The sequence below is a fragment of the Kitasatospora sp. NPDC096140 genome, assembly GCF_040303045.1.
Classification (GTDB): domain Bacteria; phylum Actinomycetota; class Actinomycetes; order Streptomycetales; family Streptomycetaceae; genus Kitasatospora.
Window position 1 is genome coordinate 1 of record NZ_JBEOUW010000007.1, and the last position, 22700, is coordinate 22700.

General features: G+C 75.7%; 21 protein-coding genes. 16 read left to right on the top strand and 5 right to left on the bottom strand.

Annotation, left to right across the window (positions count from 1 at the left end):
• Positions 1 to 545 precede the first annotated feature (545 nt).
• The 3 genes from ABT048_RS08725 to ABT048_RS08735 all read left to right on the top strand — a co-directional run bounded on the left by ABT048_RS08725 (position 546) and on the right by ABT048_RS08735 (position 2695).
• Positions 546 to 1025, top strand: a complete 480-nt coding sequence (locus ABT048_RS08725; protein WP_350520600.1) for a ricin-type beta-trefoil lectin domain protein — start codon at positions 546 to 548, stop codon at positions 1023 to 1025.
• A gap of 229 nt (positions 1026 to 1254) precedes the next feature.
• Complete coding sequence (locus ABT048_RS08730; protein WP_350520601.1) at positions 1255 to 1821, top strand: Uma2 family endonuclease; 567 nt, start codon at positions 1255 to 1257, stop codon at positions 1819 to 1821.
• A 127-nt stretch (positions 1822 to 1948) separates the two neighbouring features.
• Positions 1949 to 2695 carry a hypothetical protein gene (locus ABT048_RS08735; RefSeq protein WP_350520602.1) on the top strand — a complete coding sequence of 249 codons (747 nt, stop codon included), beginning with the start codon at positions 1949 to 1951 and terminating at the stop codon, positions 2693 to 2695.
• A 58-nt stretch (positions 2696 to 2753) separates the two neighbouring features.
• Here ABT048_RS08735 and ABT048_RS08740 read toward each other — a convergent pair whose 3' ends face one another.
• Positions 2754 to 3830, bottom strand: a complete 1077-nt coding sequence (locus tag ABT048_RS08740; protein WP_350520603.1) for a GlxA family transcriptional regulator — start codon at positions 3828 to 3830, stop codon at positions 2754 to 2756.
• A 124-nt stretch (positions 3831 to 3954) separates the two neighbouring features.
• Between ABT048_RS08740 and ABT048_RS08745 the strand changes: the two genes are divergently transcribed.
• Together ABT048_RS08745 and ABT048_RS08750 are read left to right on the top strand one after the other, a co-directional pair.
• Entirely contained in the window at positions 3955 to 4878 is a 924-nt protein-coding gene (locus tag ABT048_RS08745) for an NADP-dependent oxidoreductase (RefSeq protein ID WP_350520604.1), read from the top strand.
• A gap of 131 nt (positions 4879 to 5009) precedes the next feature.
• Positions 5010 to 6008, top strand: a complete 999-nt coding sequence (locus ABT048_RS08750) for a hypothetical protein (RefSeq protein WP_350520605.1) — start codon at positions 5010 to 5012, stop codon at positions 6006 to 6008.
• Positions 6009 to 6047: 39 nt separating this feature from the next.
• On the opposite strand, the gene ABT048_RS08755 is transcribed toward ABT048_RS08750, so the two are convergent.
• Both ABT048_RS08755 and ABT048_RS08760 read right to left on the bottom strand, forming a co-directional pair.
• Positions 6048 to 6872 (bottom strand): AAC(3) family N-acetyltransferase, encoded by an 825-nt coding sequence (locus ABT048_RS08755; protein WP_350520606.1) that lies wholly within the window; start codon positions 6870 to 6872, stop codon positions 6048 to 6050.
• A gap of 62 nt (positions 6873 to 6934) precedes the next feature.
• Positions 6935 to 7909 (bottom strand): alpha/beta hydrolase, encoded by a 975-nt coding sequence (locus ABT048_RS08760; protein WP_350520607.1) that lies wholly within the window; start codon positions 7907 to 7909, stop codon positions 6935 to 6937.
• Positions 7910 to 8114: 205 nt separating this feature from the next.
• On the opposite strand from ABT048_RS08760, the gene ABT048_RS08765 reads away from it, so the two are divergent.
• The 6 genes from ABT048_RS08765 (at position 8115) to ABT048_RS08790 (ending at position 15371) form a co-directional block, all read left to right on the top strand.
• A complete protein-coding gene (locus ABT048_RS08765; RefSeq protein WP_350520608.1) occupies positions 8115 to 8768 on the top strand; it encodes a TetR/AcrR family transcriptional regulator in 654 nt (217 codons plus the stop codon).
• A 165-nt stretch (positions 8769 to 8933) separates the two neighbouring features.
• The gene (locus tag ABT048_RS08770; protein WP_350520609.1) at positions 8934 to 9665 is read left to right on the top strand and encodes a 2OG-Fe(II) oxygenase; all 732 of its coding nucleotides are present in this window, start codon (positions 8934 to 8936) and stop codon (positions 9663 to 9665) included.
• The gene (locus ABT048_RS08775) at positions 9662 to 10156 is read left to right on the top strand and encodes an ABC transporter substrate-binding protein (protein WP_350520610.1); all 495 of its coding nucleotides are present in this window, start codon (positions 9662 to 9664) and stop codon (positions 10154 to 10156) included. The genes ABT048_RS08770 and ABT048_RS08775 overlap by 4 nt, the downstream gene beginning before the upstream one ends.
• A 223-nt stretch (positions 10157 to 10379) precedes the next feature.
• On the top strand, positions 10380 to 13433 hold the full coding sequence (locus tag ABT048_RS08780; RefSeq protein ID WP_350520611.1) for a helix-turn-helix transcriptional regulator: 3054 nt from the start codon (positions 10380 to 10382) through the stop codon (positions 13431 to 13433).
• A 178-nt stretch (positions 13434 to 13611) separates the two neighbouring features.
• Entirely contained in the window at positions 13612 to 14283 is a 672-nt protein-coding gene (locus tag ABT048_RS08785; RefSeq protein ID WP_350520612.1) for a DUF6426 family protein, read from the top strand.
• The gene (locus ABT048_RS08790) at positions 14280 to 15371 is read left to right on the top strand and encodes a Fic family protein (RefSeq protein WP_350520613.1); all 1092 of its coding nucleotides are present in this window, start codon (positions 14280 to 14282) and stop codon (positions 15369 to 15371) included. The genes ABT048_RS08785 and ABT048_RS08790 overlap by 4 nt, the downstream gene beginning before the upstream one ends.
• A 170-nt stretch (positions 15372 to 15541) precedes the next feature.
• Here the strand turns inward: ABT048_RS08790 and ABT048_RS08795 are convergent, their stop codons facing one another.
• On the bottom strand, positions 15542 to 16243 hold the full coding sequence (locus tag ABT048_RS08795; protein WP_350520614.1) for a LysM peptidoglycan-binding domain-containing protein: 702 nt from the start codon (positions 16241 to 16243) through the stop codon (positions 15542 to 15544).
• Positions 16244 to 16501: 258 nt separating this feature from the next.
• Here ABT048_RS08795 and ABT048_RS08800 point away from each other — a divergent pair, with 258 nt between their 5' ends.
• The 5 genes from ABT048_RS08800 (at position 16502) to ABT048_RS08820 (ending at position 21033) form a co-directional block, all read left to right on the top strand.
• Complete coding sequence (locus tag ABT048_RS08800; RefSeq protein ID WP_350520615.1) at positions 16502 to 17371, top strand: hypothetical protein; 870 nt, start codon at positions 16502 to 16504, stop codon at positions 17369 to 17371.
• A gap of 800 nt (positions 17372 to 18171) precedes the next feature.
• Positions 18172 to 18558, top strand: coding sequence for a hypothetical protein (locus tag ABT048_RS08805; RefSeq protein WP_350520616.1), 387 nt, complete (start codon positions 18172 to 18174; stop codon positions 18556 to 18558).
• A gap of 96 nt (positions 18559 to 18654) precedes the next feature.
• Complete coding sequence (locus ABT048_RS08810) at positions 18655 to 18984, top strand: hypothetical protein (RefSeq protein WP_350520617.1); 330 nt, start codon at positions 18655 to 18657, stop codon at positions 18982 to 18984.
• A 154-nt stretch (positions 18985 to 19138) separates the two neighbouring features.
• Positions 19139 to 20146, top strand: coding sequence for an SPFH domain-containing protein (locus tag ABT048_RS08815; protein ID WP_350520618.1), 1008 nt, complete (start codon positions 19139 to 19141; stop codon positions 20144 to 20146).
• Positions 20143 to 21033, top strand: coding sequence for an NAD(+)/NADH kinase (locus ABT048_RS08820; protein ID WP_350520619.1), 891 nt, complete (start codon positions 20143 to 20145; stop codon positions 21031 to 21033). Before ABT048_RS08815 ends, ABT048_RS08820 begins: the two co-directional genes overlap by 4 nt.
• 61 nt (positions 21034 to 21094) lie before the next feature.
• Here the strand turns inward: ABT048_RS08820 and ABT048_RS08825 are convergent, their stop codons facing one another.
• Positions 21095 to 22546 (bottom strand): amidase, encoded by a 1452-nt coding sequence (locus ABT048_RS08825; RefSeq protein WP_350520620.1) that lies wholly within the window; start codon positions 22544 to 22546, stop codon positions 21095 to 21097.
• Between the last annotated feature and the right edge of the window lie 154 nt (positions 22547 to 22700).

A 22700-nucleotide genomic window follows, 5' to 3' on the forward strand; every position in this document is an offset into this window, starting at 1 on the left:
CGGCACATCCAACTTCGGCCCAACCTGATTGAGGGATGCCTGGCCGGCACCGGTCTCTCACTTACCCCACCGACTCCACCCTGAAAGCCTCAGTAGCAGCACGAGGGAACCGGAAGATGTCCTCCCGGCCCGACATACGACCGCAGGCTGCCGAGGGCGGAGGCCCCGCCGGGCGGAGCGGCGTGCGGGGCCGCATGCGGTTCAGTCGCCCGGCCACTTCACGGCGGGCAGTGAACTCCCGCGCCATGCGGCCGGGTTGACCCGGGCCGGCGTGCCGCCCGGTTTCCGGGGCTCCGCAGGCGCACGCGCCTCGGCGCGCGCGGTGGTCGGGTCAACCGGGGCGGGCGCCGGTGACGGGATTCCCACGATCCGGTCATCGCCAGTGCATCGTTGACGACCCGTTGGAATGATGGCGCCGCTCGCCACCATTGGTTCGCCGACGATCGGTGCTACCACTTGCCGTGCGCTCGGGACACAACCGGGACAGCGCCTCACGGTCGTGCCCGAGTGACACGACCCTCAGCGAGAAACCGAAAGGCTCCTCCATGGCCACCGCACTCCGCAAGACGCTCGCCCTCGCCACGCTGGCACTGACGGCCTCCTTCCTCCCCGCCGGGCAGGCGGGGGCCGCCGACACCGCCCGCCCCGCGACGCGCACCCCCGGCCTCTACTGCCTCGCCAACGCCTGGAACACCCCGAACGTCTCGACGAAGCCCTGCAGCACCGGCGACCAGGGGCAGCACTGGACCGTCTCGGGCGAGCAGATCTCCCTCACCAACGCACGGGCCTACTGTCTCGCCAACACCTGGAACGCCCAGGACGTCTCGGTGAAGCCGTGCAGCACCGGCGACCAGGGGCAGTACTGGAGCATCCAGGGCCAGCAGATCGTCCTGACCTTCGCCCCGGCCTACTGCCTCGCCAACACCTGGAACACCCCGAAGGTCTCCACCAAGCCGTGCGACGCCAATGACCCGGGGCAGCACTGGGTGGTCTTCAACGACCAGATCAGCCTCGCGGCGGCCTGACCCCCGCCTCCGCTTCCGCTGCGTCGGCGCCGGCGCAGCGGAAGCGGTGCTCCCCGTAAGGGCTCTACCCGTCGGTCCCTACCCGCGGGGCCGCACCGCCGGACGAGCACGGAGCGGACACGGCACGACCGCACCCGGTAGCGTGACCGGGAGCTGTGCAGGGCGGCCACGTGTCCCGGCCGTGACAGCCGGGCTCCAGCACACACGATCCGGACAGGGAGAGCAGCACATGAGCACAGCGCATGCCGGCCCGGGTGACTACAGCACGGTGCCGAATCCGGAGCAGGCCCTCAAGTACGCGATCCAGCACATCGCGGGTGACCGGGTCGAGATCGTCGAGGGAGTCATCACCCCTGTGTCACCGTCCTGGGCCCACGAGACCGCTGTCGACCTGATCCGTGAACAGATCGGCCCCCGCATGCGCGAGCTCGGCCTCCGCGCCGGCTCCGGGAACCTCGACCTGCCGGGCACGGAGAACTTCTACGTACCGGACCTCGCCGTCGTACCGGCCGAGTTGGCGAAGACCGAGGGTGCGCTCCTCCCCGACCAGACCGTGCTCGTCGTCGAGGTGACGTCACCGTCGAACGGTGAGACCGACCGCACCGCCAAGCGTCGGCGCTACTCCCAGTTCGGCGCCCCGGTGTACCTCCTCGTGGACCGGCAGGAACGCACCTGCACGCTGTTCTCCCAGCCGGGCCGACTCGGCTACACCCTGGTGGAGGGCCCCCATCCCTTCGGCACTCCGCTCCGGCTGCCGCAGCCGTTGGACCTCGAACTCGACACCTCGGGTTTCTGAGCCCGGATCACGCCCGCCGCCCGGACCACGCCCGCCGCCCGGGCCGGGCCGAGGTCCCAGAGCGCGGGCGCCCCCCGGAGCGCGGGTGGCCGCGATGCCGCGACGGCGGACCTGGTTGGATCAACGCATGACGGATTGGTCGCGACTCAGCCATGCCTACGGAGCCGCCGGGGACATACCGGCGCTGCTCGACCGGATCACCGCCGAGCCGAGCCGGGAGCTCTGGAGCGACCTGTGGTCGGCGCTGTGCCACCAGGGCAGCGTCTACACGGCGAGCTTCGCGGCACTGCCCTGGCTGGCCGGAACGGCCGCGGGCGGGAACCGGGAACAGGCGGTCGACGCCCTGGTCCTGGCGGGCGCGATCGTCGCCCGCGCCGACCAGTGCCGCGGGGTCGACGACGTCCGCTCGGTGTACGCGCCGCAGATCGCCGCGCTGCTGACAGCCGTGGACGGGTACCGCCGGACGGCTTCCGACCGCGCCGACTACATCCACCTCCTGGAGGCCACGCTCGGCTTCGAGGGCGTCGTCGGCTGGAGCGAGGGCCTGGCCTGGGGACTCGGGAGCGAGGAGTACGTGGTCTCCTGCCCGGACTGCGAGACGGACCTGTTCATCGTCTTCGGCGAACGCGGCTTCTTCTCCAGCAGCGAGGACCACGCACTCGCGGACGGCGGCATCGCGACGATCGAGACGAGGGCCCTGCGCCCCTCGCCGCCCGCGGACCTCGACGGCATCGGCCGGCGCCTCCACGACCTCGCCCTCGCCGAGGGTCAGCCCGAGGTCGCGCACGCGTTGACCTACGTCTTCGGCCACGCCGCCTGCCCCGACTGCGGGTGCGACTTCGCGGTCGCAGAGCAGATCGCCGCCGACTGGTGACGGCCCGACCGCCCGGGCCAAGTGCGCCCGAGCGGTCCGTGGCACCTGCGTCCTGGTGTCAGCCGTCGGCCGGCAGCTCGTGCGGGCTGAAGGTGCGGCGGTAGGCGGCCGGGGAGACTCCGAAGGCCGTCCGCATGTGCGCGCGCAGGGAGTTGGCGGAGCCGAAGCCGGCCCGGTGGGCGACCAGGTCGATCGAGAGGTCGGTGGTCTCCAGCAACTGCTTGGCCATTTCCAGGCGTTGGGCGGTCAGCCACTGCACCGGGGTCATGCCGGCTTCGTCGCGGAAGCGTCGGGTGAAGGAGCGCAGGCTCATCCGGGCGTGCTCGGCGAGGCGGGTGAGGGGCAGCGGCTCGCCGAGGTGTTCCAGGGCCCAGGCGCGGGTGGCGGTGGTGCTGGCGACGGTGGGTTCGGGGACCGGGCGGTCGATGTACTGGGCCTGTCCGCCGTCCCGCCAGGGCGGCACGACGCACATCCGGGCGGTCCGGTTGGCGACCGCGGCGCCGTGGTCGCGGCGGATCACGTGCAGGCACAGGTCGACGCCGGCGGCCACACCCGCGGAGGTGAGCACGTCGCCGTCGTCGACGAAGAGCACCTCCTCGTCGACCTTGACCGCCGGGTAGGCCCGGCGGAACTCCGGGGCCAGGTTCCAGTGCGTGGTGGCCGGCCGGCCGTCGAGCAGCCCGGCGGCGGCGAGTACGTAGGAGCCGGAGCAGATGGACACCAGCCGGGTGCCGGGCCGGATGCCGGCGATGGCTGCTTCGACCTCGGGCGGCAGCGGGCCGCCGCGGCCCAGCTCGGGCATGGCGTGCGTGGGCGGGACGATCACGGTGTCCGCCGCGGCCAGCGCCTCGGGCCCGGCGGCCGGTTGCACGGTGAAGCCGGCGTCGCTGAGCACGGGGGCGCCGTCGGCGGTGCAGACGACGACGTCGTAGAGCGGGCGGCCGTCGGCGTCGAGGGCGCTGCCGAACACCCGGGAGGGGATCCCCAGCTCGAAGGGCGGGACGCCGGGCAGGGCGAGCACGGCGATCCGGTGCCGCGGGGGCTTCGTCCACCCGGGGTTCCGGGCCTGCGCGGGCTCCCGTTCGTCCGTGTCCCGAGCCGTCTCTGCCGCCCCTGTCCGCTGCGCCGTACCCATGGCCAGATCCTGTCACATAGTGGCCGGACGGCCAACACCACCGCCGTCCCGGATACCGGATCGTGGACTGCGTCGCCGGGGAACGGCGGCGCACCGAACGGAACGAAGGACGAGGCAGGACAGCATGCGAGCGGTGGTCGTGGAGCAGTGGGGCGGGCCCGAGAAGCTGGTCGAGCGCGAGGTCGAGCGCCCCGAACCGGGCCTGAACGAGGTCCTGGTGCGGGTGCACGCGGCCGGCGTGAACCCGGTGGACTGGAAGACCCGGGCCGGCGGCGCCCTCATCGAGTGGGGCGACGTCCCGGCGGTCGGGTGGGACGTGTCCGGCACGGTCGAGGCCGTCGGGCCCGGCGTGGGCGTGTTCCGCCCCGGCGACGAGGTCTTCGGGATGCCGCTGTTCCCGCGCCAGGCGGGCGGGTACGCCGAGTACGTGGTGGCACCGGCCCGTCACCTCGCCCCCAAGCCGGCCGCCCTGACCCACGTGGAGGCCGCCGCGCTGCCGCTGGCCGCGCTCACCGCCTGGCAGGCGCTGGTGGACACGGCGGACGTGCGCCCCGGCGAGCGGGTGCTGGTGCACGCGGCGGCCGGCGGGGTCGGCCACTTCGCGGTGCAGATCGCCAAGGCCCGCGGCGCGTACGTCATCGGCACCGCCAGCGCCGGCAAGCACGACCTGGTGCGGGAGCTGGGCGCGGACGAGGTCGTCGACTACCGAACCGTGCGCTTCGAGGACGCCGTCTCCGACGTCGACGTGGTACTGGACGGCCTCGGCGGCGAGACGGCGCAGCGTTCCCTGCAGGTGCTCCGGCCCGGCGGCCGGCTGATCACCCTGCCCGGCCCGGACGACGTGCCCGCCGCCCCGGACGGCGTGCAGGCCCAGTGGGTGCTGGTCGAGCCGGACCACCTGGGCCTGCGCGAGATCGCCGCGCTGGTGGAGCGGGGCGCGCTGCGGCCCGTGGTGGAGACGGTCCTGCCGCTGTCGCAGGCCGCGAAGGCGCACGAGCTCGGCGAGCAGGGCCGCACCACCGGCAAGATCGTCCTGACGGTCGCCTGACCCCGGACGGGCCAGGGAACGCGAGCAGGCCCGAGCCGCAGGTGGCCACTGCGGCTCGGGCCGAGCAGGAGGCCGCCGAGCCGGCCGGCGCAGCGGGCCCGGAGGCGGCATCGGCCGTAGAGTCCGAAGGCATGGCCGACCCGCCAGTCTTCGACGAGATCGCCGACGCGCTGTACGCCCTCGCGCCGGCCGACTTCACCGTCGCCCGCAACGCGCGCGCCGACGAGGTCAAGAAGGCCGACCCGCAGCTGGCCAAACGGGTCCGCGCCCTGCACCGCCCCACCCACGCCGCCTGGGCCGCCAACCTGCTCGCCCACCGGCACGGGGACCTCGTCGGGCAGCTCCTGGACCTCGGCCGGGAGCTGCGCGACGCCCAGCAGCACCTGGCCGGGGACCGGCTGCGCACGCTCACCGACCGGCGCCGCCGACTGGTCCGGGAGCTGACCGAGCAGGCGCAACAGGAGGCCACTGCGGCCGGGCACCCGCTCGGCGCGGACGCGGCCGCCGACCTCGATCGCACGCTGTCCGCCGCCCTCGCGGACCCGGACGCGGCCCGGGCTCTGGCCGGCGGCCGGCTCACCGCCGCCCTGGAGCCGCCCCTGTGGCCGGGCGCCGCTCCCGCCGGCACGGAGACCGGCCGCCCGGCCGCGGCCGCCACCCGGACCGCCGAGGCGGCACCCGCCGACCGGAAGGGCTCCGCAGCCCGGACCCGGGCACGGGCACGCGCCGAACGCGAACACGAGCGCGAGAACGAACAGGAACGCGAGAACGAACGGGAACGGGTACGCGAACGGGAGCGCGAGCGCGAGCAGGCCCGAGCCGCGGTGGCCGCCTCGGAGCGGGCCGAGCGGGAGGCCGCCGACCGGGCCGCCGACGCCGCACGCGAACTGCGCCGCGCGACGTCGGCCCGGCAGCGGGCCCAGGAGGAGGCCGCCCGGTCCGCGGCAGCCCTCGCGCAGGCCCGGGAGCGCGACGGCAGCGCGCGGACGGCCCTCGCCCGGGCCGACGACCGGGTCCGGGCCGCCGAGGACACCGCCGACGCCGCCCGCGCCCGGGCGTCCCGGGCCCGTGAGGCCGGGCAGGAGGCGGCCGCCCGGCTGCGGGCCCTGGAGGACGACGGAGGACGGTGACCACGGCGCGGGTGAGGAAGGGCGGCGGTCGGCTGTCACTCATCCGGTGCGGGGCAGCAGTTGGGACAGCCGCCTCCGGGCGTAGTCGACGAAGCCGACGGCGGGCACCAGCTGACACACGGCCGATCCGATCACCCGGCTGCGGGAAAGCCCCATGGCGGCGAACTCCTCGCCGATGAGCGGGAAGTAGGTGTCGTTGTCGTCGCCGACGTCCGGCGTCTCAAGCCACACCCGCTCGCCGTCGACCAGGTACGGGAAGCGGCGCAGCTTCGTTCGGTGGGTGGGCACCAGCGATTCCGCGTGGTGCAGAAAAGAGTTGCGGTTGTGCCCGACGCCGAGCAGCAGGATGGACCCGCCCAGCTGGTGGATCCTCGCGAAGGGCGAACCGTTCCCGAGGGCGTAGCCGAGTGGCTGCTCGGCACAGATGGTGCGTGCGTCCGCGCCGAGGGCCGCCAGGGATGCCTGGGGGTGCCGGCTTCGGACCCGGTCCGGGTGCGCCAGCACGGCGCTGGGGATCGCACCCATCGCCGTCGGCAGCGCGTCGTGGAAGGTCGGGACGGCTGCGCGCGCCGCGGCCGTTCGCGGGTCGTCGAAGGCGTGGCGGTCGGGGTGCGGATCGGCGACCTGCCGGGTGTAGGCGGGCACGACGACCGTGCCGTTCCGGCCCACGGCGGCGCGCAGGGCCTGCACCACGGCGTCGGCGCCGCCGTCCACCCGCCCGAAGGCGGACAGCGACGAGTGGACCATCAGGACGGATCCCGGCCGCACGCCCAGCGATTCGAACTCACCTTGCAGGGCTGTCGCGTTCAGTGGCTCGGTGGGTGGTGCGGTGTTCATGTCGATGCCCCCGTCGTCTGTCGTCATGTCGTCTGTCGTGTGTCATCGGCCGTGTGTCATCGGTCGTCGCCGTTCGGGCCGTTCCGCCGTCACGTCGCCAGGGCCGCGCGGAGGAACGCGAGGATCTCCGCCCGGGCGGCCTCGGCCTGTGGTTCCACGCCGGGCAGGGTGAGGAACGCGTGCTTCGCTCCCGGGTATTCGGAGAGCCGCACCGGGGTCCCCGCCCCGCGCAGCTGCTCGGCGTAGCGGCGGCCGTGGTCGGCGACCGCGTCCCGGGTGGGCACCACCACGAGCGCCGGGGCGAGCCCGCTCAGATCGTCCGCGTACCGCGGCGAGACGGCCGCGGCGTCGGCTCCCGGCGGGACCGCGAGCCGCTGGACGAACCGCAGTTGCGGCAGGGCCCGGGTCGGGCTGTGCCCGAACTCGGCGATCGAGGGGTGGTCGAACATCGTCCCGGTCACGTCGACCACGGGGTTGACCAGCACCTGTGCCCTGAGCTCCGGGCCCGCCCGCCTGGCCCGGATGGCCGTCAGCGCGCTGATGAGCGCGCCGCAGCTCTCGCCGAAGACGGCCACGCGCGCAGGGTCGACGCCCCACTGCGCCGCGTGGCGCACCACGTGCCGGAGCACGTCCCAGCCGTCGTCGGCGGCGTTCGCGAGCGGGCTGTCGGGGGCGAGGAGGCGGTGTTCGACCGAGACGACGAGGGCGGGCAGGTGGGCGGCGAGGTGGCTGTTGGTCCAGTCGCACTGCGCCGCGGTGCCCACGAAGCCGCCTCCGTGGACGTGGACCACGAGTGGCAGGTCGGTCCGGGCGTCGTCGGCGCCGTCCCCCGACGCCACCGGCCGGTACACCCGGACGGGGAGGTCGCGGCCGGGAAGCGCCAGGTGCTGCCAGGTGATCGCGGCGCCGGGATCCGGTTCCCCGAGCACGGCCCGGGCCGTGCCGGACGCCCGCCAGCGGTTCTCCGCGTCGCGGTAGGCGCGCAGTTCCTCGGCCGTGATCGCCGAGAGGTCCGGCTCCGGCGGTCGTGTCGCGGACGTGGTCGTGGTCGTGGTCTCGCCCATGTGTCCTTCTCCCCCTCCCGGCCGCATGCCGGGTGTTCGTCGTGGCCTGACGGTGCGTTGTCCTCAGTATGCACGCACCGCGTGCATCATCAAGTGCATTGCCAAGTGCATTGCCAAGTGCAAAGCCGAGTGCATGAGTTAGGCTGAGCGCCGGACGAGCAAGTCGAGCAAGACAAGACAAGACGAGAAGGACGAGAGGGGCGGGATGACCGGCCGAAGGCGATGGTCGACCGAGGAGATCCTGGACACGGCGGCGGAACTGCTCCGCACGACCGATGCCGAGTCGTTCAGCGTGCGCAAACTCGCCGCAGCACTCGGGACCGACTCCTCCAGCCTCTACCGGCACTTCCGCAACAAGACCGAACTGCTGCGCGCGGTGGCCGACCGCGTCCTGCTGGCCGCCATGGACGGCTACCGCCCCGAGGGCGACTGGAAGCAGCGCATCACCGCGCTGGCCCTGCGCCTGCGCGAGGCCTTCGGCGAGCAACCCCAACTCGCCACGGTGTGGGGGCGCTACGCCTCCGGCGGCACCGGATCCCGGCTGGTGATGGAGGAGCTGCTGCAGGCCCTGCGCGCGTCCGGGCTGCCCGACGAGGAGGTGCCGGTGCGGTACCACCGCGTCGTGATCCTCCTCGCCGCACTGATCGCCTCCGAGGCCGGCATCAGCACCATCTCGCCCACCGAGTACGAACAGGGCATGGAGCAGTTCCGCGTCGCGGTGCTCGGCGCCGACCCGGTACGGTTCCCCACCCTGGCCCACTTCGCCCGCGACGTCCGTCCCCTCGGAGCGGACCGCCGCGCCGCCTTCGAGGAGATCCTCGCCGCCCAGCTCGCCCACATCGAGGCCTCGATCCCCTGACGCGCCGGCGGAGGTCGGGTACGCGAGGGGCACGGGTACCCGTGGGCCTCCCCCTCGCCCACCCGCAGAGCGGCGTCCGAAATCCGCCGGACTCGGGAAGCCGGAACGACGAGGGTGGTCCGTGTGGGGGAAGCCCGCAGGACCACCTCGAAGGGACACCGGCCGATGGCGGCACACACGACGACGGACAGGGCGGTGGCCGACCGGCTCGACGGGACCGACTGGGCGGCCCTCGTCGGGGAACTCGACGAGTACGGGCACGCCCTCACCGGCCCGCTCCTCACCCCCGCCGAGTGCCGGACGATCTCCGACCGCTACGACGAACCCGAGCACTTCCGCACGACGGTCGACATGGCCCGGCACCGCTTCGGCTCCGGCCAGTACCGCTATTTCACTCACGAACTTCCCGCCCTGGTACGGGACTTGCGGGAATCCTTCTACCCCCGCCTGCTGCCCGTCGCCCGCGCCTGGGCCGCCAGGCTCGGCGCCCCCGCACCGTGGCCCGACCGCCTCGACGAGTGGCTGGAGTTGTGCCACTCCGCCGGTCAGGCCAGGTCCGCGCAGATTCTGCTGCGCTACGGCCCCGGCGACTGGAACGCCCTGCACCGCGACGTGTTCGGCGACATGCTCTTCCCGCTGCAGGTCGTCATCGGCCTCGACGCTCCCGGCACCGACTACACCGGCGGCGAGTTCCTGATGACCGAGCAGCGCGCCCGCGCCCAGTCCCGCGGCTCGTCCACCCTCCTCCCGCAGGGCCACGGCCTGGTCTTCACCGCCCGGGAGCGGCCCGTGGCGAGCAGGCGGGGCTGGTCGGCCGCACCGATGCGGCACGGTGTGAGCACCGTCCGCTCCGGCCGCAGGCACACCCTCGGCCTCGTCTTCCACGAGGCCTCGTGACCGCCCACACCGACGCCGAACTCGCCTCTCTCGTGGGCCTGTTGACCGCCGACCGGGCCGGCGTCGAAACCGTCGCGATCGGTCACGGCCGGGACGACGCCTCCCGCGCCGCCGCGCACGCGTTCGCCGAGACCTGGCAGGCGCGCGGCGGCACGGTCCTCGCCCGGGTGGACTGGCCGGAGGACGCCGCCTCCTGGCTGCGCCCCGCACGCCGTCTGACCGCCCAGACGCCCGACGCCTGGGTGATCGCGGCCGCCGTCCCCGGCTTCGCCCGGCTCGCCCGCCGCCTGCGGCGGTCCACCGACTTCGACCCGGCCCGCGCCGTCGCGTTCGCCTCCCTCGGCGATCCCCGCCTGCCCGCCCTGGCGGGCCCCGGCACCCTGGACGGCCTGCGCGGCGCCACCGCGGACGGCGGCACCTGGGAGGTCCGGGACGACCGGATCCTGGACGACCGGCTCACCTCCGACCCCCCGAGCGGGACGAGCAGCTGACCCCGGGCAGGACGACCGGTGCGACCTCCGTTCGCCGAAGGGTGCGTCCGAAGGGTGCGTCCGGACGGCCGGGCGTGCACGACGGGGCCGGCCCCGCCCGCTCTTGTGGACCCTTCGTGAAGATCGCTAGCATCGCCCCCGGGGCCGCCCGCCGACGCGGCCGGGGAGGAGCGGTGTGTCCCAGCGGCCGGCGTTACCGGCGGAGCCGGATCCGATGGCGGCGATGGACCGCCTCCTCGACGGCGTCCTCGCAGGTCGCGGGGGTGTCCTGGAGCTGGTGGGCGACCCCGGCACCGGCAAGACCCACCTGCTGAACGCCCTGGCCCGGCTGGCGGCGGACCGCGGCGCGGCGCTGCTGCGTGCCAGGGCCGTTCCGGGCGAGGCCAAGCCGTACCAGGTGTTCCGCGACGCCTGGTGCTCGGCACCCGAACCGCCCGAACCGCCCGCGCCGTCCGGCCCGGCACGCCTCCCCCACTGGGACTCCGCCGCCGACCGGGAACTCGCCCGCGCGCTGGGCGCACTCGGCGGGGACGGCGCGGTCCTGCTGCTCGACGACCTCCACCACGCCGACCCGTCGTCCGCCCGGCTGCTGGGGCAGCTCCTCGACCGGCCGCCGCCCGGTCTGCTGCTGGCGCTCGCCCACCGGCCCCGGCAGACCCCGCCCGCGCTGCTCAGCGCGCTCGACGAGGCCGAACAGGCCGGCACCGCCACCCGGATCGAGCCCCGGCCGCTGGACACCGCCGCCGTCGCCGCACTGCTGCGCGCGCACGCCGAGCGCACCGGGCCCGCCGGGCCGCCCGACCCGGCCGCCGACCCGGCCGCAGCGCCGAAGGCCCCGCCGGCCGGGCTCACCGGCCCCGGCGCCGCCCCGGCCCGGTGGGAGGCGGAACGGCTGCGGGCGGCCTCGGGCGGCAATCCCCGGATCACGCGGATCCTGCTGGAGTACGGGCCCGAGCCCGGCCCGTCGCCCGCCGGCGGCCGCCCGCCCCGGGCCGCCGCACCGCTGCTCGCCGAACTCGACCTGCTCTCCCCGGCCGCCGCCGAGCTGCTGGACGCCGCGGCCGTGCTCGGTGAACCGTTCTGGCCCGGTGACCTCGCACAGGTCCGCGGCCTCGCCGCCGCCCCCGCCGCCGAGGCGCTGGCCGAGCTGACCCGGGCCGACCTGGTGCGCGCCGCCGGGCCCGGCGGCGAACTGGCCTTCCGTCACCCCGTGCTCGGGACGCTGCTCCACCGGCGGATCGACCCCGGTCTCCGGACGGCGCTCCACCGGCGCGCCCTGGCCCTGCTGGAGACCCGGGACGCCCCGGCCGCCGCCCGGGCCGGGCACGCCGAGCACATGGTCCGCGGCAGTGACCCGGCCGAGGCGCTGCGGCTGCTGGCCGAGGGCGCGGCCGAGGTCTTCGCGACCGCGCCCGCCACCGCGGCGCGCTGGCTGCGCATCGTCCTGGCGCACCCGCCGCGGGACAGCCGGGACACCGATGCCCGGGTCCGCCTCGCGGTGGACTGCTGCCGGGCGCTGACCGCCGCCGGCCGGCCCGCCGAGGCGCGCGAGCTCGCCCACCGGGTCCTGCACGGCTCGCTCACCCTGGGCGAGGGCCCGCGCTCGGCGGTCCTCGCGGCCTGTGTCGGCGCGGAGCGGCTGCTCGGGCGGTACGCCGAGGCCGACGCCATGGCGCGCACCGTACTGGACTCGCTGCCCCGGCCGCTGACGGCCCCGCTGCCGGCCGAGACCGCCGAGCTGGTCTTCGACTACGGGCTGCTGCACGCGCTGCGCGGCACCGCCGCCGAGGTCCGCGACCTGGCCCACGAGGCGGCCGGGGTGGCCGGGCAGCCCGGCCGGACCGCGCTGCAGGTGCTGGCCGGCTTCTGCGACAGCTACGCGGGTGACTTCGCCCGCGCCGATCCGGCGGTGGCCGCCCTGGCCCACCTCGTCGACTCCCGACCGGACGGCTTCGCCGGCCGGGCCCCGGAGCTGCTGGCGCTGCTGGGCTGCGCCGAGCTGTACCTGGAACGGTTCACCGACGCCTACCGCCACCTGGACCGGGGCCTGTCGGTGTCCGGCGACGGCGCGCACAAGCACCTCGCCGTCGACCAGTTGCTCGGCCTCTCGATGCTCGACCAGTGGGCGGGCCGGCTCGACCTGGCGCAGCGCCGGGCCCGGCGCGCCGAGCGGCTGGCGGACGAGATCGGCGCCCCCGACGCCGCCGGGCTGGCGATGGCGATGCGCGCCTCCGCACTGCTCTGGGCCTCGCCCCGGCGACGCACGGCAGAGGCCGTGGCGCTGGCCGAGCAGGGCCTGCGGACCACCGTCCCGGGGGCCGGGTGGTGGGCCGGCTCGGCGCTCGGCCTGCTCGCGGTGGCCCGGCTGGCCGGCGGCGATCCGGCCGGCAGTCTGCGCACCCTCGCCGACGGCGGCGGTCCCGACCTCGAACGGCTGCAACCACCGTCCAGGCCCTCGTTGTTCGCGGTGATGACGACGGCCGCCGCGCTGTGCGGGGACCTCGGGACGGCGCGGCGCAGCGCGGCGGCGGCCGACGAGGCGGCCCGGCGGCTCGGGCGGCCGACCTTCCAGCAGGCGCACGCCGACCGGGCGGGCGCGGCGCTGGCGCTGGCCGAGGGCGACCACCGGGCGGCGGCGCGGCTGGCGCTGGGGGCCGCCGAGGCCTTCGACGCGCTGCGCGTGCCGCTGCTGTCCGCCTGGACGGTGATCGGCGCGGCCCCGGCGATGGCGGCGGCGCTGGGCCGGCGGGCCGCGCTCGGCCGGCTCGACGAGGCCGTGGAGTCGGCCCGGCGGTGCGGGGCGCTGCGGCTGTGCGAGGACGGCGCGCGGGTCAGGTCGGCGCTGCTGGAGCAGCCGGCCGCGCCGACGGTCGCCACCGGCGGATCTGCGGCGGCCACTCGCGGTTCGACCGGGCTGAGCAGGTCGACCGGGCTGAGCAAGGCGACCGGGCCGACCGGCCTGAGCGGATCGACCGGCCTGACCGGCCTGAGCGGGTCGACGGGTCTGACCGGGCTGAGCGGGTCGACGGGTCTGAGCGGGCTGAGCGGGTCGACGGGTCTGAGCGGGCTGAGCGCGCGGGAACGCGAGGTGGCCGAACTCGCCGCGCAGGGGCTCAGCTCGCGCCGGATCGCGGAGCACCTGGTGCTCAGCCCGCGCACGGTGGAGACCCATCTGGGCAGCGTCTACCGCAAGCTCGGGGTGGCCTCGCGCGCGGCGCTGGCCCGGCTGCCGCTGGACTCCGACGGCGGACTGCCGGGCGCCGGGCCCGCGGCCTGACGCCCCGCCAGGGCAACTGCTCGGTAACCATCTTGCGTAGGTCTACCGATGCCCGCGGTGGCACCCCGGGGCCAGACTCGACGGCGGACGGCCGACCGCCGCCCGCGCACCGCGACCCGGAGCGCCGAAGCGGTCGTGGACCCTCCGTCCGCCCCCCTCGCCCACCGTGGAGACCCCCGTGAAGCTCCGGACCGCCCTGAGCGCAGTCGCGCTCGGAGTCACCGTCCTCACCGCCGTTCCGGCGACCGTCCTGCCGCAGGCCGCCTTCGCGGCGGACTGCTACACCTCGTGCGACCCCTGGGACCACGACTACACCGGCGACGGCTTCGTCCTGGACGTCGACGGCCTCCCGCTGGACAGCACGCCGTTCCCGGACGACGACGTGATCCGGGTGATCGGACGGGCGCAGCCCGACCCGGTCCCGGTGCAGCCGGAGTGGACGCCGCCCAGCGGCGGCTCCACCGGTTCGAGCCCCGGCACCCGGGCGACGCCGGTGAAGATCGTCAACAAGAAGGTGATCCGCAAGGACTGCGTCCAGAACACGTCCGACCACCCGACCACGATCAAGACCACGACCAGCTACTCGGTGTCGTACAGGGTGAGCATGGAGCTCGGGATCGAGGCGCTGAACGCGCTGAAGCTCACCGTCGGGCACGAGCTGAACACCGTGTCCACCCAGTCCACCGAGGTCTCGGTGGAGATACCGGCCCACGGCACCTGGGCGCTGGGGGTGGAGTACCAGACGGTCGAGTACGCCATCACCGCGACCAACTGGATGGGCCAGACCGAGACCCAGTACGTGACGGTCACCCAGCCGACCGGCAGCCTGATCTCCGGTCCCTGCGGATGACCGCTCCGTTCGCCGAGCGCGGGGCACGGCCGGTCCGTCCGGTCGTGCCCCCGCCCGGGGCGGTGGCGGTGCCGGCCGGGGCGCGCGGTCCGGCCCTCGCCGCGCTGGCCGAACTGCGCGAGGCCGCAGCCGACTTGGACAACCCGGACCTGTTCCACCGCCCCCGGCTCCGGACCCGCCTCCACCCCGGCCGGCTCGGCGGCACGGACCCCGGCCGGCTGGCCGAGCAGGCCGCGGCCTCCGCCGGGAACCGCGCCGCCGCCGGACTGCTGGCCGTGGCCTCCGTCCGGGCCGAGCTCCGGGAACGGCCGGGGCAGCGGGCCTGCTTCACCCCGGACGCGCTCGTCGACCTGCACCGCCTGCTGGTCGCGGAGGACCCGTCCGTACCGGGCGGCGGCGGGCTGCGCCGCACCGACGCCCACGTGGTGTGGCCGGACGGGCGGCGGTTCGCGATCGCCGTCCCGCCCGGCCGGCCGCTGCACGGGCACCTCCGGCGCTGGCACGACTGGACGGTGACCACCGACTCGCCGCCCCTGGACCTGGCGGCCTTCGGAGTGCTGCGGCTGTACACCGTCCACCCGTTCCCGGACGGCAACGGCCGGCTCGCCCGGCTGCTCGCCCAGTGCGACCTGGTCGCGGCCGGCCTGCTGCCCGGGCTGCTGCTCGACCTGGACGGCTGGGTGGAGGCCCGGCGCGCCGTGCACGACGAGGCGATCGTGGCCGCGGCCGACGGTGACTGGGCGTGCTGGGGCGCGGTCTTCGCCGAGGCCGTCACCGAGACCGCCCGGCACCGCACCGCCACGCTCACCGCCCACCGGCGGCTGCTCACCGCCGCGATCGACGCCGTCCGGGAGGACCGGCAGGCGGTGGGCGTGCTGCGCGGGTTCACCGCCGCCCCGGCGGTGTCCGCCGACTGGCTGCGGCCGCGGCTGCCCTACGACCCGGCCCCGGCGCTGGCCCGGCTGCGTCGGGCGGGGCTGCTCACCCGTCACCCCCGGCTGCCCGGGGCCCTGGTCCACCCGGGCCTGCTGGCGCTGCTCGACACGCCGTTCGCCGCCCGCCTGCCTGACGGAGCCCGGCCACGCTGACGGGCCGTGCTGTCGACGGCACCGACGGGGTCGACGGTGTCGGTCACGTCGTCGCGGGTGGTCCGGAGTGCGCCGGCGGGTTCCGGAACCGGGGCCCCGGTGCGCAGGCTCGAAGCGCCGACGGACCGACGGGATCACCCGTGGCCGGTGGCCGAGGGGGCTCCCCGCGGTCAGGCGGCCAGGGTGAGGACCTGGCCGGGCAGGAGCAGGTCGGGGTCGTCGCCGACGGTGCCGCGGTTGAGGGCGTACAGAGCGGGCCAGCCACCGGGGACGCCGGCCGCCTGCGCGATGTCCCCGAGGGTGTCGCCCTCCCCCACCGTCCACGTGTCGGTGCGCCGGTCGCCGCTCGCCTCCGCGGCGGTGTCCGGGTCGGCGGTGTGCTGCGGGGCGAGGGAGGCCGCGGGTACGTGCGGCCGGGCGTACACCGGGCGGTTGCCGCGCCCGCGGCCGTCGGTGCGCGCGGCGGTGTGGGCGGTGGGGTGCGCGGCGGAGCGGTCACCGCCGTGGGCGGACCGGGCCCCGCAGGCCGGCCAGGGCGTCAGGCCGCGGCGTGCGGCGAGCCGTTCGGCCACCGCGATCTGCTGCTCCCTCGTCGCCCGGTCCGCGCGCGGCGCGTAGGCGAGGCCCCCGTTGGAGCGCCAGGTCGCCTCGTCGAACTGCAGGCCCCCGTAGTAGCCGTTGCCGGTGGAGGTGTTCCACCGCCCCCCGCTTTCGCACCGGGCCACCGCGTCCCAGTCCGCACCGGCCCGGACACCTCCCGCCGCCGCGGCAGCGGTCGACGCTCCCGGACCGCCGGAAACGACGCCGAGCGCGAGCAGGACGAGCGGGAGAAGGACGATCAGACGGCGCACCGCCACGGGCAGCAGCGACATGAGCACTCCTGGACTCGGGAACGAGCACTGGGCACCGCGGTGCCCCCTCCAGCCATTCACCACTCCGGGGCCGCCCGACCGCCGACGGGCCGGTGACTCCTCCGGGCGGCCGCCCTACACCACTCGAACGCCGGTGGGCACGAGGCGTCGCCCGGCGGGTTGTCGCAGTTCTGTACCGGAACCCGGCGGTCCGATCACCGACGAGCCGCCGGTGGCTATCGTCGGCCGGGCATCGAGCATCGCGACGACAGGGGACGTGTGAACGACGGGGGACGCGCGGACGGCGGGAACGAGGTCGCGCCGGGAACCGGCACGGCGGCCTGGGCGAGGGCCGGCCAGAGGACGGTGCGGTTCCTGCTGACGGCGTTCGCCGGTGCGGGGATCGCCCTGCTCCTGCTGGGGCTCGGGCTGGCGTGGCTGGTGGACTGGAGCGGCCCGAACCCGACCGACACCGGCGGCTTCGGGGACTACCTGCTGGTTTCCGCCCTCTGGGCGGTCGGGGCGGGGGTGGCCGGCCTGGTCGGGGCGCAGCTGCGGCCCTCCCGGGGCGAGGGGTCGGACCTGGCCTGGCTGGCCTGGTGCGACCTCGGCCTGGTGCTCGCGCTGCTGTGGCCGTTGCAGGTGTTGGCCGTCGCTGCCGTCGTCGGGTTCGCCGCCGTCACCGGAGTGCGGGCCGGTGGCCGGGTGCGGGCCGGTGGCCGGGCCCGGTGGCTGCGCGGGTGTGGGGCACTGGCGGGGGCGTGCCTGTCCGTCGCCGGGGCGGTGTGGGGTGTCACCGGCTACGCGGCCGAGCAACCGTGGACGTCCGGCGATCCCGCCGACCGGGCCGTCGTCGGCACCTGGAGCGGCCCGAACGGCGAGACCCTCGCCCTGGCGGCCGACGGCACCTTCCGCGCCACCGCTGCCACCACCGCGACGGCCGCGGCGGGGGCGCGACACTCCCTCACGGAGCCCTGGTACCAGGGCGAAGGCCGTTGGAAACTGACCGACATGGTCGGCCCGGGCCGGACGCTGACCCTCACCTTCGCCTCCGGCACCGACGACCTGGTGGTGTACGGGGCGCTGACCCCGTCCACGCTCTGCCGGCCCTACGCGGAGGAGTGGTGCGACGCCGCCCTCCACCGGTGACGGCCCGGCCGGCCACGCGCGCGACCGGCCACGGGCACGACCGGCCACCCGCGACCGGCCGGGCCGTCGAACACCCGGATCGGTCGGACACGTGCGTTCCGTTGCGAGGGCCAACTATTCACCGGGGACGGGGGTTTGGGGCGCAAGGCAGGACGGCGGCGGTGCCGACGGTCGGATGATCGGGGGATGGCCCACGCCGCGAGCCCGTACCCGTTTCCGCTCCCGTCGGTTCCCTTCCCGATGGCCCCGGTTCCGCTGCCGCCCCGGCCACCGCACGTCCATCCGCCGTCCCCGCCGCCCCGGCCCCAACCACCGCCGACCGACTGCCCGACGCCCAGCCCCACGCCCAGCTCCACGCCCACACCCACAGCCGGTCCCCCGGCAACGCAGCCACCGACGACCTCGCCCGCACCCACCGCACCGTCCGCGTCGCCTGCCCACCCGTCGCCGATCCACCCGTCGCCGTCGCACCCCGGGCCGGCCGCCGAGGTTCCCGTGCCGCCGCCGGCCCGGGTTCACGAGGGAACGCGGCCGACGGCGCCCCGGGCGACGCCCGGCCCGACGACGCCCGCACCCGCGACGTCGCGTCCCGCCGCACCGACGCCCCTGCCAGTCGCCGACATCGGCGCCACCACGACCGCATCGGCGGTCGCCGCCCCGCCGCCCGACGGACCGGACGCGCCCACCGTGCCGGCTCTCGCGCCCTCCGTGTGGGCCACCGTCGTCGTCCTCACCGTTCTGCTGCCCGCCGCGCTCGCCGCGGTGTTCGGCCACCACCGAGCCCCCGTCAGGAGCCGCCGTTGAACCCCGGACCGCTGATCGCCGCCGTCACCGCCGCCGCCCTCGCCACCGCGTCCCTCGCCGTGGCCCACCGGCTCCGCCCGCGCTCCCCCGAGGGCGAGGCCCCGCCCGAACCGCACGCCACGCTGGCCAGCATCGGCTCCGGTCTGCTCTCCGGCTTCACCCTGCTCACCGGCTTCCTGATCGCCACCGGCTGGGCCGCCCGGAGCACCGGCATCACCCCGCCCGGCGGCCTGTACGCGGCCGACCTCGCAGCCGGCACGGCCGTGCTGCTCTACCCGGCCCTGGCCGGGCTGCCGTTCACCCCCCGGTACGTGACGGCGGTCTGCCTCTTCGGCCTGCTCGTGGGCTACACGACGGCACTGGCGTTCCAGCTCCGACCGTAGCCCTGCCCGGGCGGTACGGGGCCTGCCCGAGCCGGGCCCCCTCGCGCCACGAAAACCGTGTGCCCTCACCCGTCGCGGTGTCCAATACTCGGCGCCATGCAGGCCTTCCCCACGAACCCGGACCGGCTCGAAGCGCCGGTGCAGCTGACGGACGACACCGGCACCGCGTGGCAGCTCCGGAAGAAGCGGATCGACCTTCGCGCGGTGCGCCGGCTGATGAAGGACCGCGCCGCGACGGTCGTCCTCGGCGAGAGCGGGGGCACTCGCCCCCGGCTCGTCGCGGACAGCGAGCGCCCGCAGCTCTGGGACGAGGTCAAGGACGGCTACCGGGGGCCCGGCGGTGGCGGGACCGCGGGCCGCTACCTCGCGCACGAGTTCCGTGCGGATTCCGACCGCCGCATGCTCTACGTGGAGGAGCACTGCTGACCGCGAGGCGGATCACGCCCGTCCTCGTCCGAGGACGCGCTCGGCTCGGGCCGCGAGTTCCCGCTCTCGGCCGACCCCCGCACCCCTTTTTCGTCATCTTGACGAAAAAGGGGTGCGCGCCATATCGTCGCTATGACGAAAAGGGGGTCCTCCGATGGCCGACATCACCCGACGATTCGGGCTGCGCCACCTGCGCGCCGTTCCCACCGCCCACGTCCGCCACCTGCGGCGCGGGCGGGTCGCCCACGAGGGGGCCGGGCTGGCGTTCTGGTTCCGGCCGCTGACCGCGGCGATCTCCGAGGTCCCGGTGGACGACCGGGAGCTCGCCATGCTCTTCCACGCCCGCACCGCCGACTTCCAGGACGTCACCGTCCAGGCGACGCTCACCTACCGGATCACCGACCCGGCCACCGCCGCCACCCGCGTCGACTTCGGGATCGACCCGGACACCGGCGCCTGGCGCGCGGCCCCGCTCGACCAGCTCGCCACCCTGCTCACCGAGACCGCCCAGCAGCACGCGCTCGGCCTGCTCGCCCGCACCCCGCTCGCCGCCGCCCTCGTGGACGGGGTCAGCGCGGTGCGCGAGCGGATGACCGAGGGCCTGGCCGACGAGCCGCGGATCACCGAGACCGGGCTCGCCGTGATCGCCGTCCGGGTGGTGGCGCTGCGGCCCGAGCCGGAGGTCGAGCGGGCGCTGCGCACGCCCGCCCGCGAGCTGGTGCAGCAGGAGGCCGACCGGGCGACCTTCGAGCGCCGCGCGGTGGCCGTCGAGCACGAGCGCGGCATCGCCGAGAACGAGCTCGCCAACCGGATCGAACTCGCCCGCCGCGAGGAGCAGTTGCTCGCCCAGCAGGGCGCCAACCGGCGGCTCGAAGCGGAGGAGGAGGCCGTCGCCGACCGGGTCCGCACCGACGCCGAGGCGCAGCGCCGCACCCGGCTGGCCGCCGCCGAGGCGCAGGCCGCCCGCGAGCTCGGCGAAGCCAGGGCGGCGGCCGAGGCCGCCTGGCTGGCCGCCCACCAGCAGGCCGATCCGGCGGTGCTGCGGGCGCTGGCGCTGATGCGGCTGGCGGAGCACCTGCCGCGGATCGACAGCGTGACGCTCACCCCGGACGTGCTCACCGGTCTGCTGGCCCGCCTCGGCGCCCCCGGGGCGCAGCGGTGACCCTCGCCCCGCGGGTGGTGCTGGTGCACCGGCGCACCGAGTACGAGGAGCTGGTGGCCCGTCACGGCACGCCCGGGCAGGCGGCGTTCTTCCTCGCCTCGCGGGGCCGCTCGGTGGAGGAGGTCGAGCAGCGCCATGCCCGGCAGGCGGCGGCGCTCGCGCGGGCGGCGGCGGCCGTGCCGCTGGACTGGCGGCGCAGCCGGGTCGAGCGGGCGGACCTGCCGCGTTTCCTCTTCGAGCCGGGGGACGTGGTGGCCGTGGTCGGGCAGGACGGCCTGGTGGCCAACGTCGCCAAGTACCTGGACGGCCAGCCGGTGGTCGGCGTGGACGCCGAGCCCGGTCGCAACGCCGGTGTGCTGGTCCGCCACCGGGTGGAGGCGCTGCCCGCACTGCTGCGGGCGGCGGCGGGCGGCGAGGGGCCGCTGGAGGAGCGGACGATGGTCGAGGCCGTCGCGGACGACGGCCAGCGGCTGCTCGCACTGAACGAGGTGTACGTCGGGCAGCCCGGCCACCAGACGGCGCGCTACCGGCTGGCCGTCGAGGGTGACCCGGAACCCCAGGCCTCCTCGGGGGTGCTGGTCGGCACGGGGACCGGTGCCACCGGCTGGTGCCGTTCGGCATGGCTGGAGCGCGGCGGCCCGCTCGCGCTCCCCGCCCCGGGCGCCCCGGCGCTGGCCTGGTTCGTCCGCGAGGCGTGGCCCTCCCCCACCACCGGCACCACCCGGGTGCACGGACTGCTGGACGGCGGGCGGCAGTTGGTCCTGACCGTCGAGTCCGAGCACCTGGTCGCCTTCGGGGACGGCATCGAGGCGGACGCCCTCGAACTGGCCTGGGGCCAGAGCGTCCGCCTCGGGGTCTCCACGACGTGCCTGCGCCTGCTGGCGTGAGCCCGGCCCGCGCGCCGCCCGGCAAGCGCGCCGGGCGGCCCGCCGGGGCAGGAGAGGACGGTCAGGCCCCGTGAGCACCGCCCGCCCACACGGCGGGGGTCCGCTGCGACCAGGGAGCGGCCTGTTCCAGCTGTCCGGCGAGACGGAAGAGCAGGTCCTCGCGGCCGTGTCCCGCCGCGAACTGGATGCCGATGGGCAGTCCGGTGGCGGGGTCGGTCTCCAGCGGCACGGACATCGCGGGGGTGCCGGCGACGTTGAACGCGGCGGTGAAGGGCGAGCGGTGCAGGACCTGCCGGAGCCAGCCGACCGCGTCGCCGCCCTCGGCGCCCTCGGCGTACCTGCCCAGGGGGACGGGCAGTTCGGGCAGGGTCGGGGTGAGCAGCAGGTCGTACTCGGCGAAGTAGCGGCCGATCGCGCGGGCGACGCCGTTGCGCATCGCGAGCGCCTGGACGAACTCCGTCCCGCCGACCGTCCGCCCGTAGGCGTAGCTGGTCAGCGTCTCGGGTTCGAGGGTGGTGGAGTCGACCGGTCGCCCGGAGGCCGCGGCAAGGCCGTCGATCCAGACTGCCAGATTGGTGGTCCAGAGGCGGGCGTTGGCCAGGACGAACTCCTCCCAGTCGACGCCGAGGTCGACCCTGACCTCCTCCACTCGGTGCCCCAGCGATTCGGCGAGCCGGGCGGAGCGGAGGGCGGCGTCGACGACGGTGCCCTCGACGGCCCGGCCGCCCCAGGGCCGGGTGAGCAGGCCGATCCGCAGGCTGCCCGGGGAGCGGGTGACCTCCTGCGCATAGGGCCGCTCGGGCCGCTGCGCGGAGTACGGGTCACCGGCCTCGGCGCCGTGGACGAGGTCCAGCAGCGCGGCGCTGTCGCGCACCGAGCGGCTGAGGACACCGTGGACGGCGAGGCCGTTGAAGACCTCGTCCGCGTCGGGGCCCATGGATATCCGGCCGCGGGTCGGCTTCAGCCCGAACAGGCCGTTGGCGGCGGCGGGGACGCGGATGGAGCCCGCCGCGTCGGTGGCGTGCGCGATCGGGACGATGCCGGCAGCGACGGCGGCTCCCGAGCCGCCGCTGGAGCCGCCGGGGCTGCGGGTCGGGTCCCAGGGGTTGCGGGTGGGGCCGTACAGGGCGCCTTCCGTGGTGGTGCTGTACGCGAACTCGGGAGTGGTGGTGCGTCCGAGCGTCACCAGTCCGGCGCGGCGCAGGCGCGTCATGAGCGTCGAGTCGGCTCCGGCGACGTTCCCCGCGGCGAGCCGGCTGCCCAGCTCGACCCGCCGGCCGGCCATGGTGACGGCGAGGTCCTTGATCAGGAAGGGCACCCCCGCCAGCGGGGTACTGCCCGGGGCCGGCGCGTCCTGGGCCGGCCAGGTCTCGACGACGGCGTTGATCCGCGGATTCACCGCCTCGGACGCGCGCCGGGCGGTCGAGGCAAGTTCCGCGGCGGTCACCTGGCCGCGGGCCACCAGGTCGGCCAGGCCGACGCCGTCATAGGTCACGTACTCGGAGAGCTTCATCTTCGTCCGTTCTGGAGGGTCGACACCGGTCGGCGATACCGATCGGTCTTGCATGAGACCGATCGGTATCGTCCGGGACTGAGCGGTACCGTAGCATCGGAAGCAGGCGGCGCAACGCCCCACTGGAACGAGGAGGGGCCGCAGGGTGAGCACG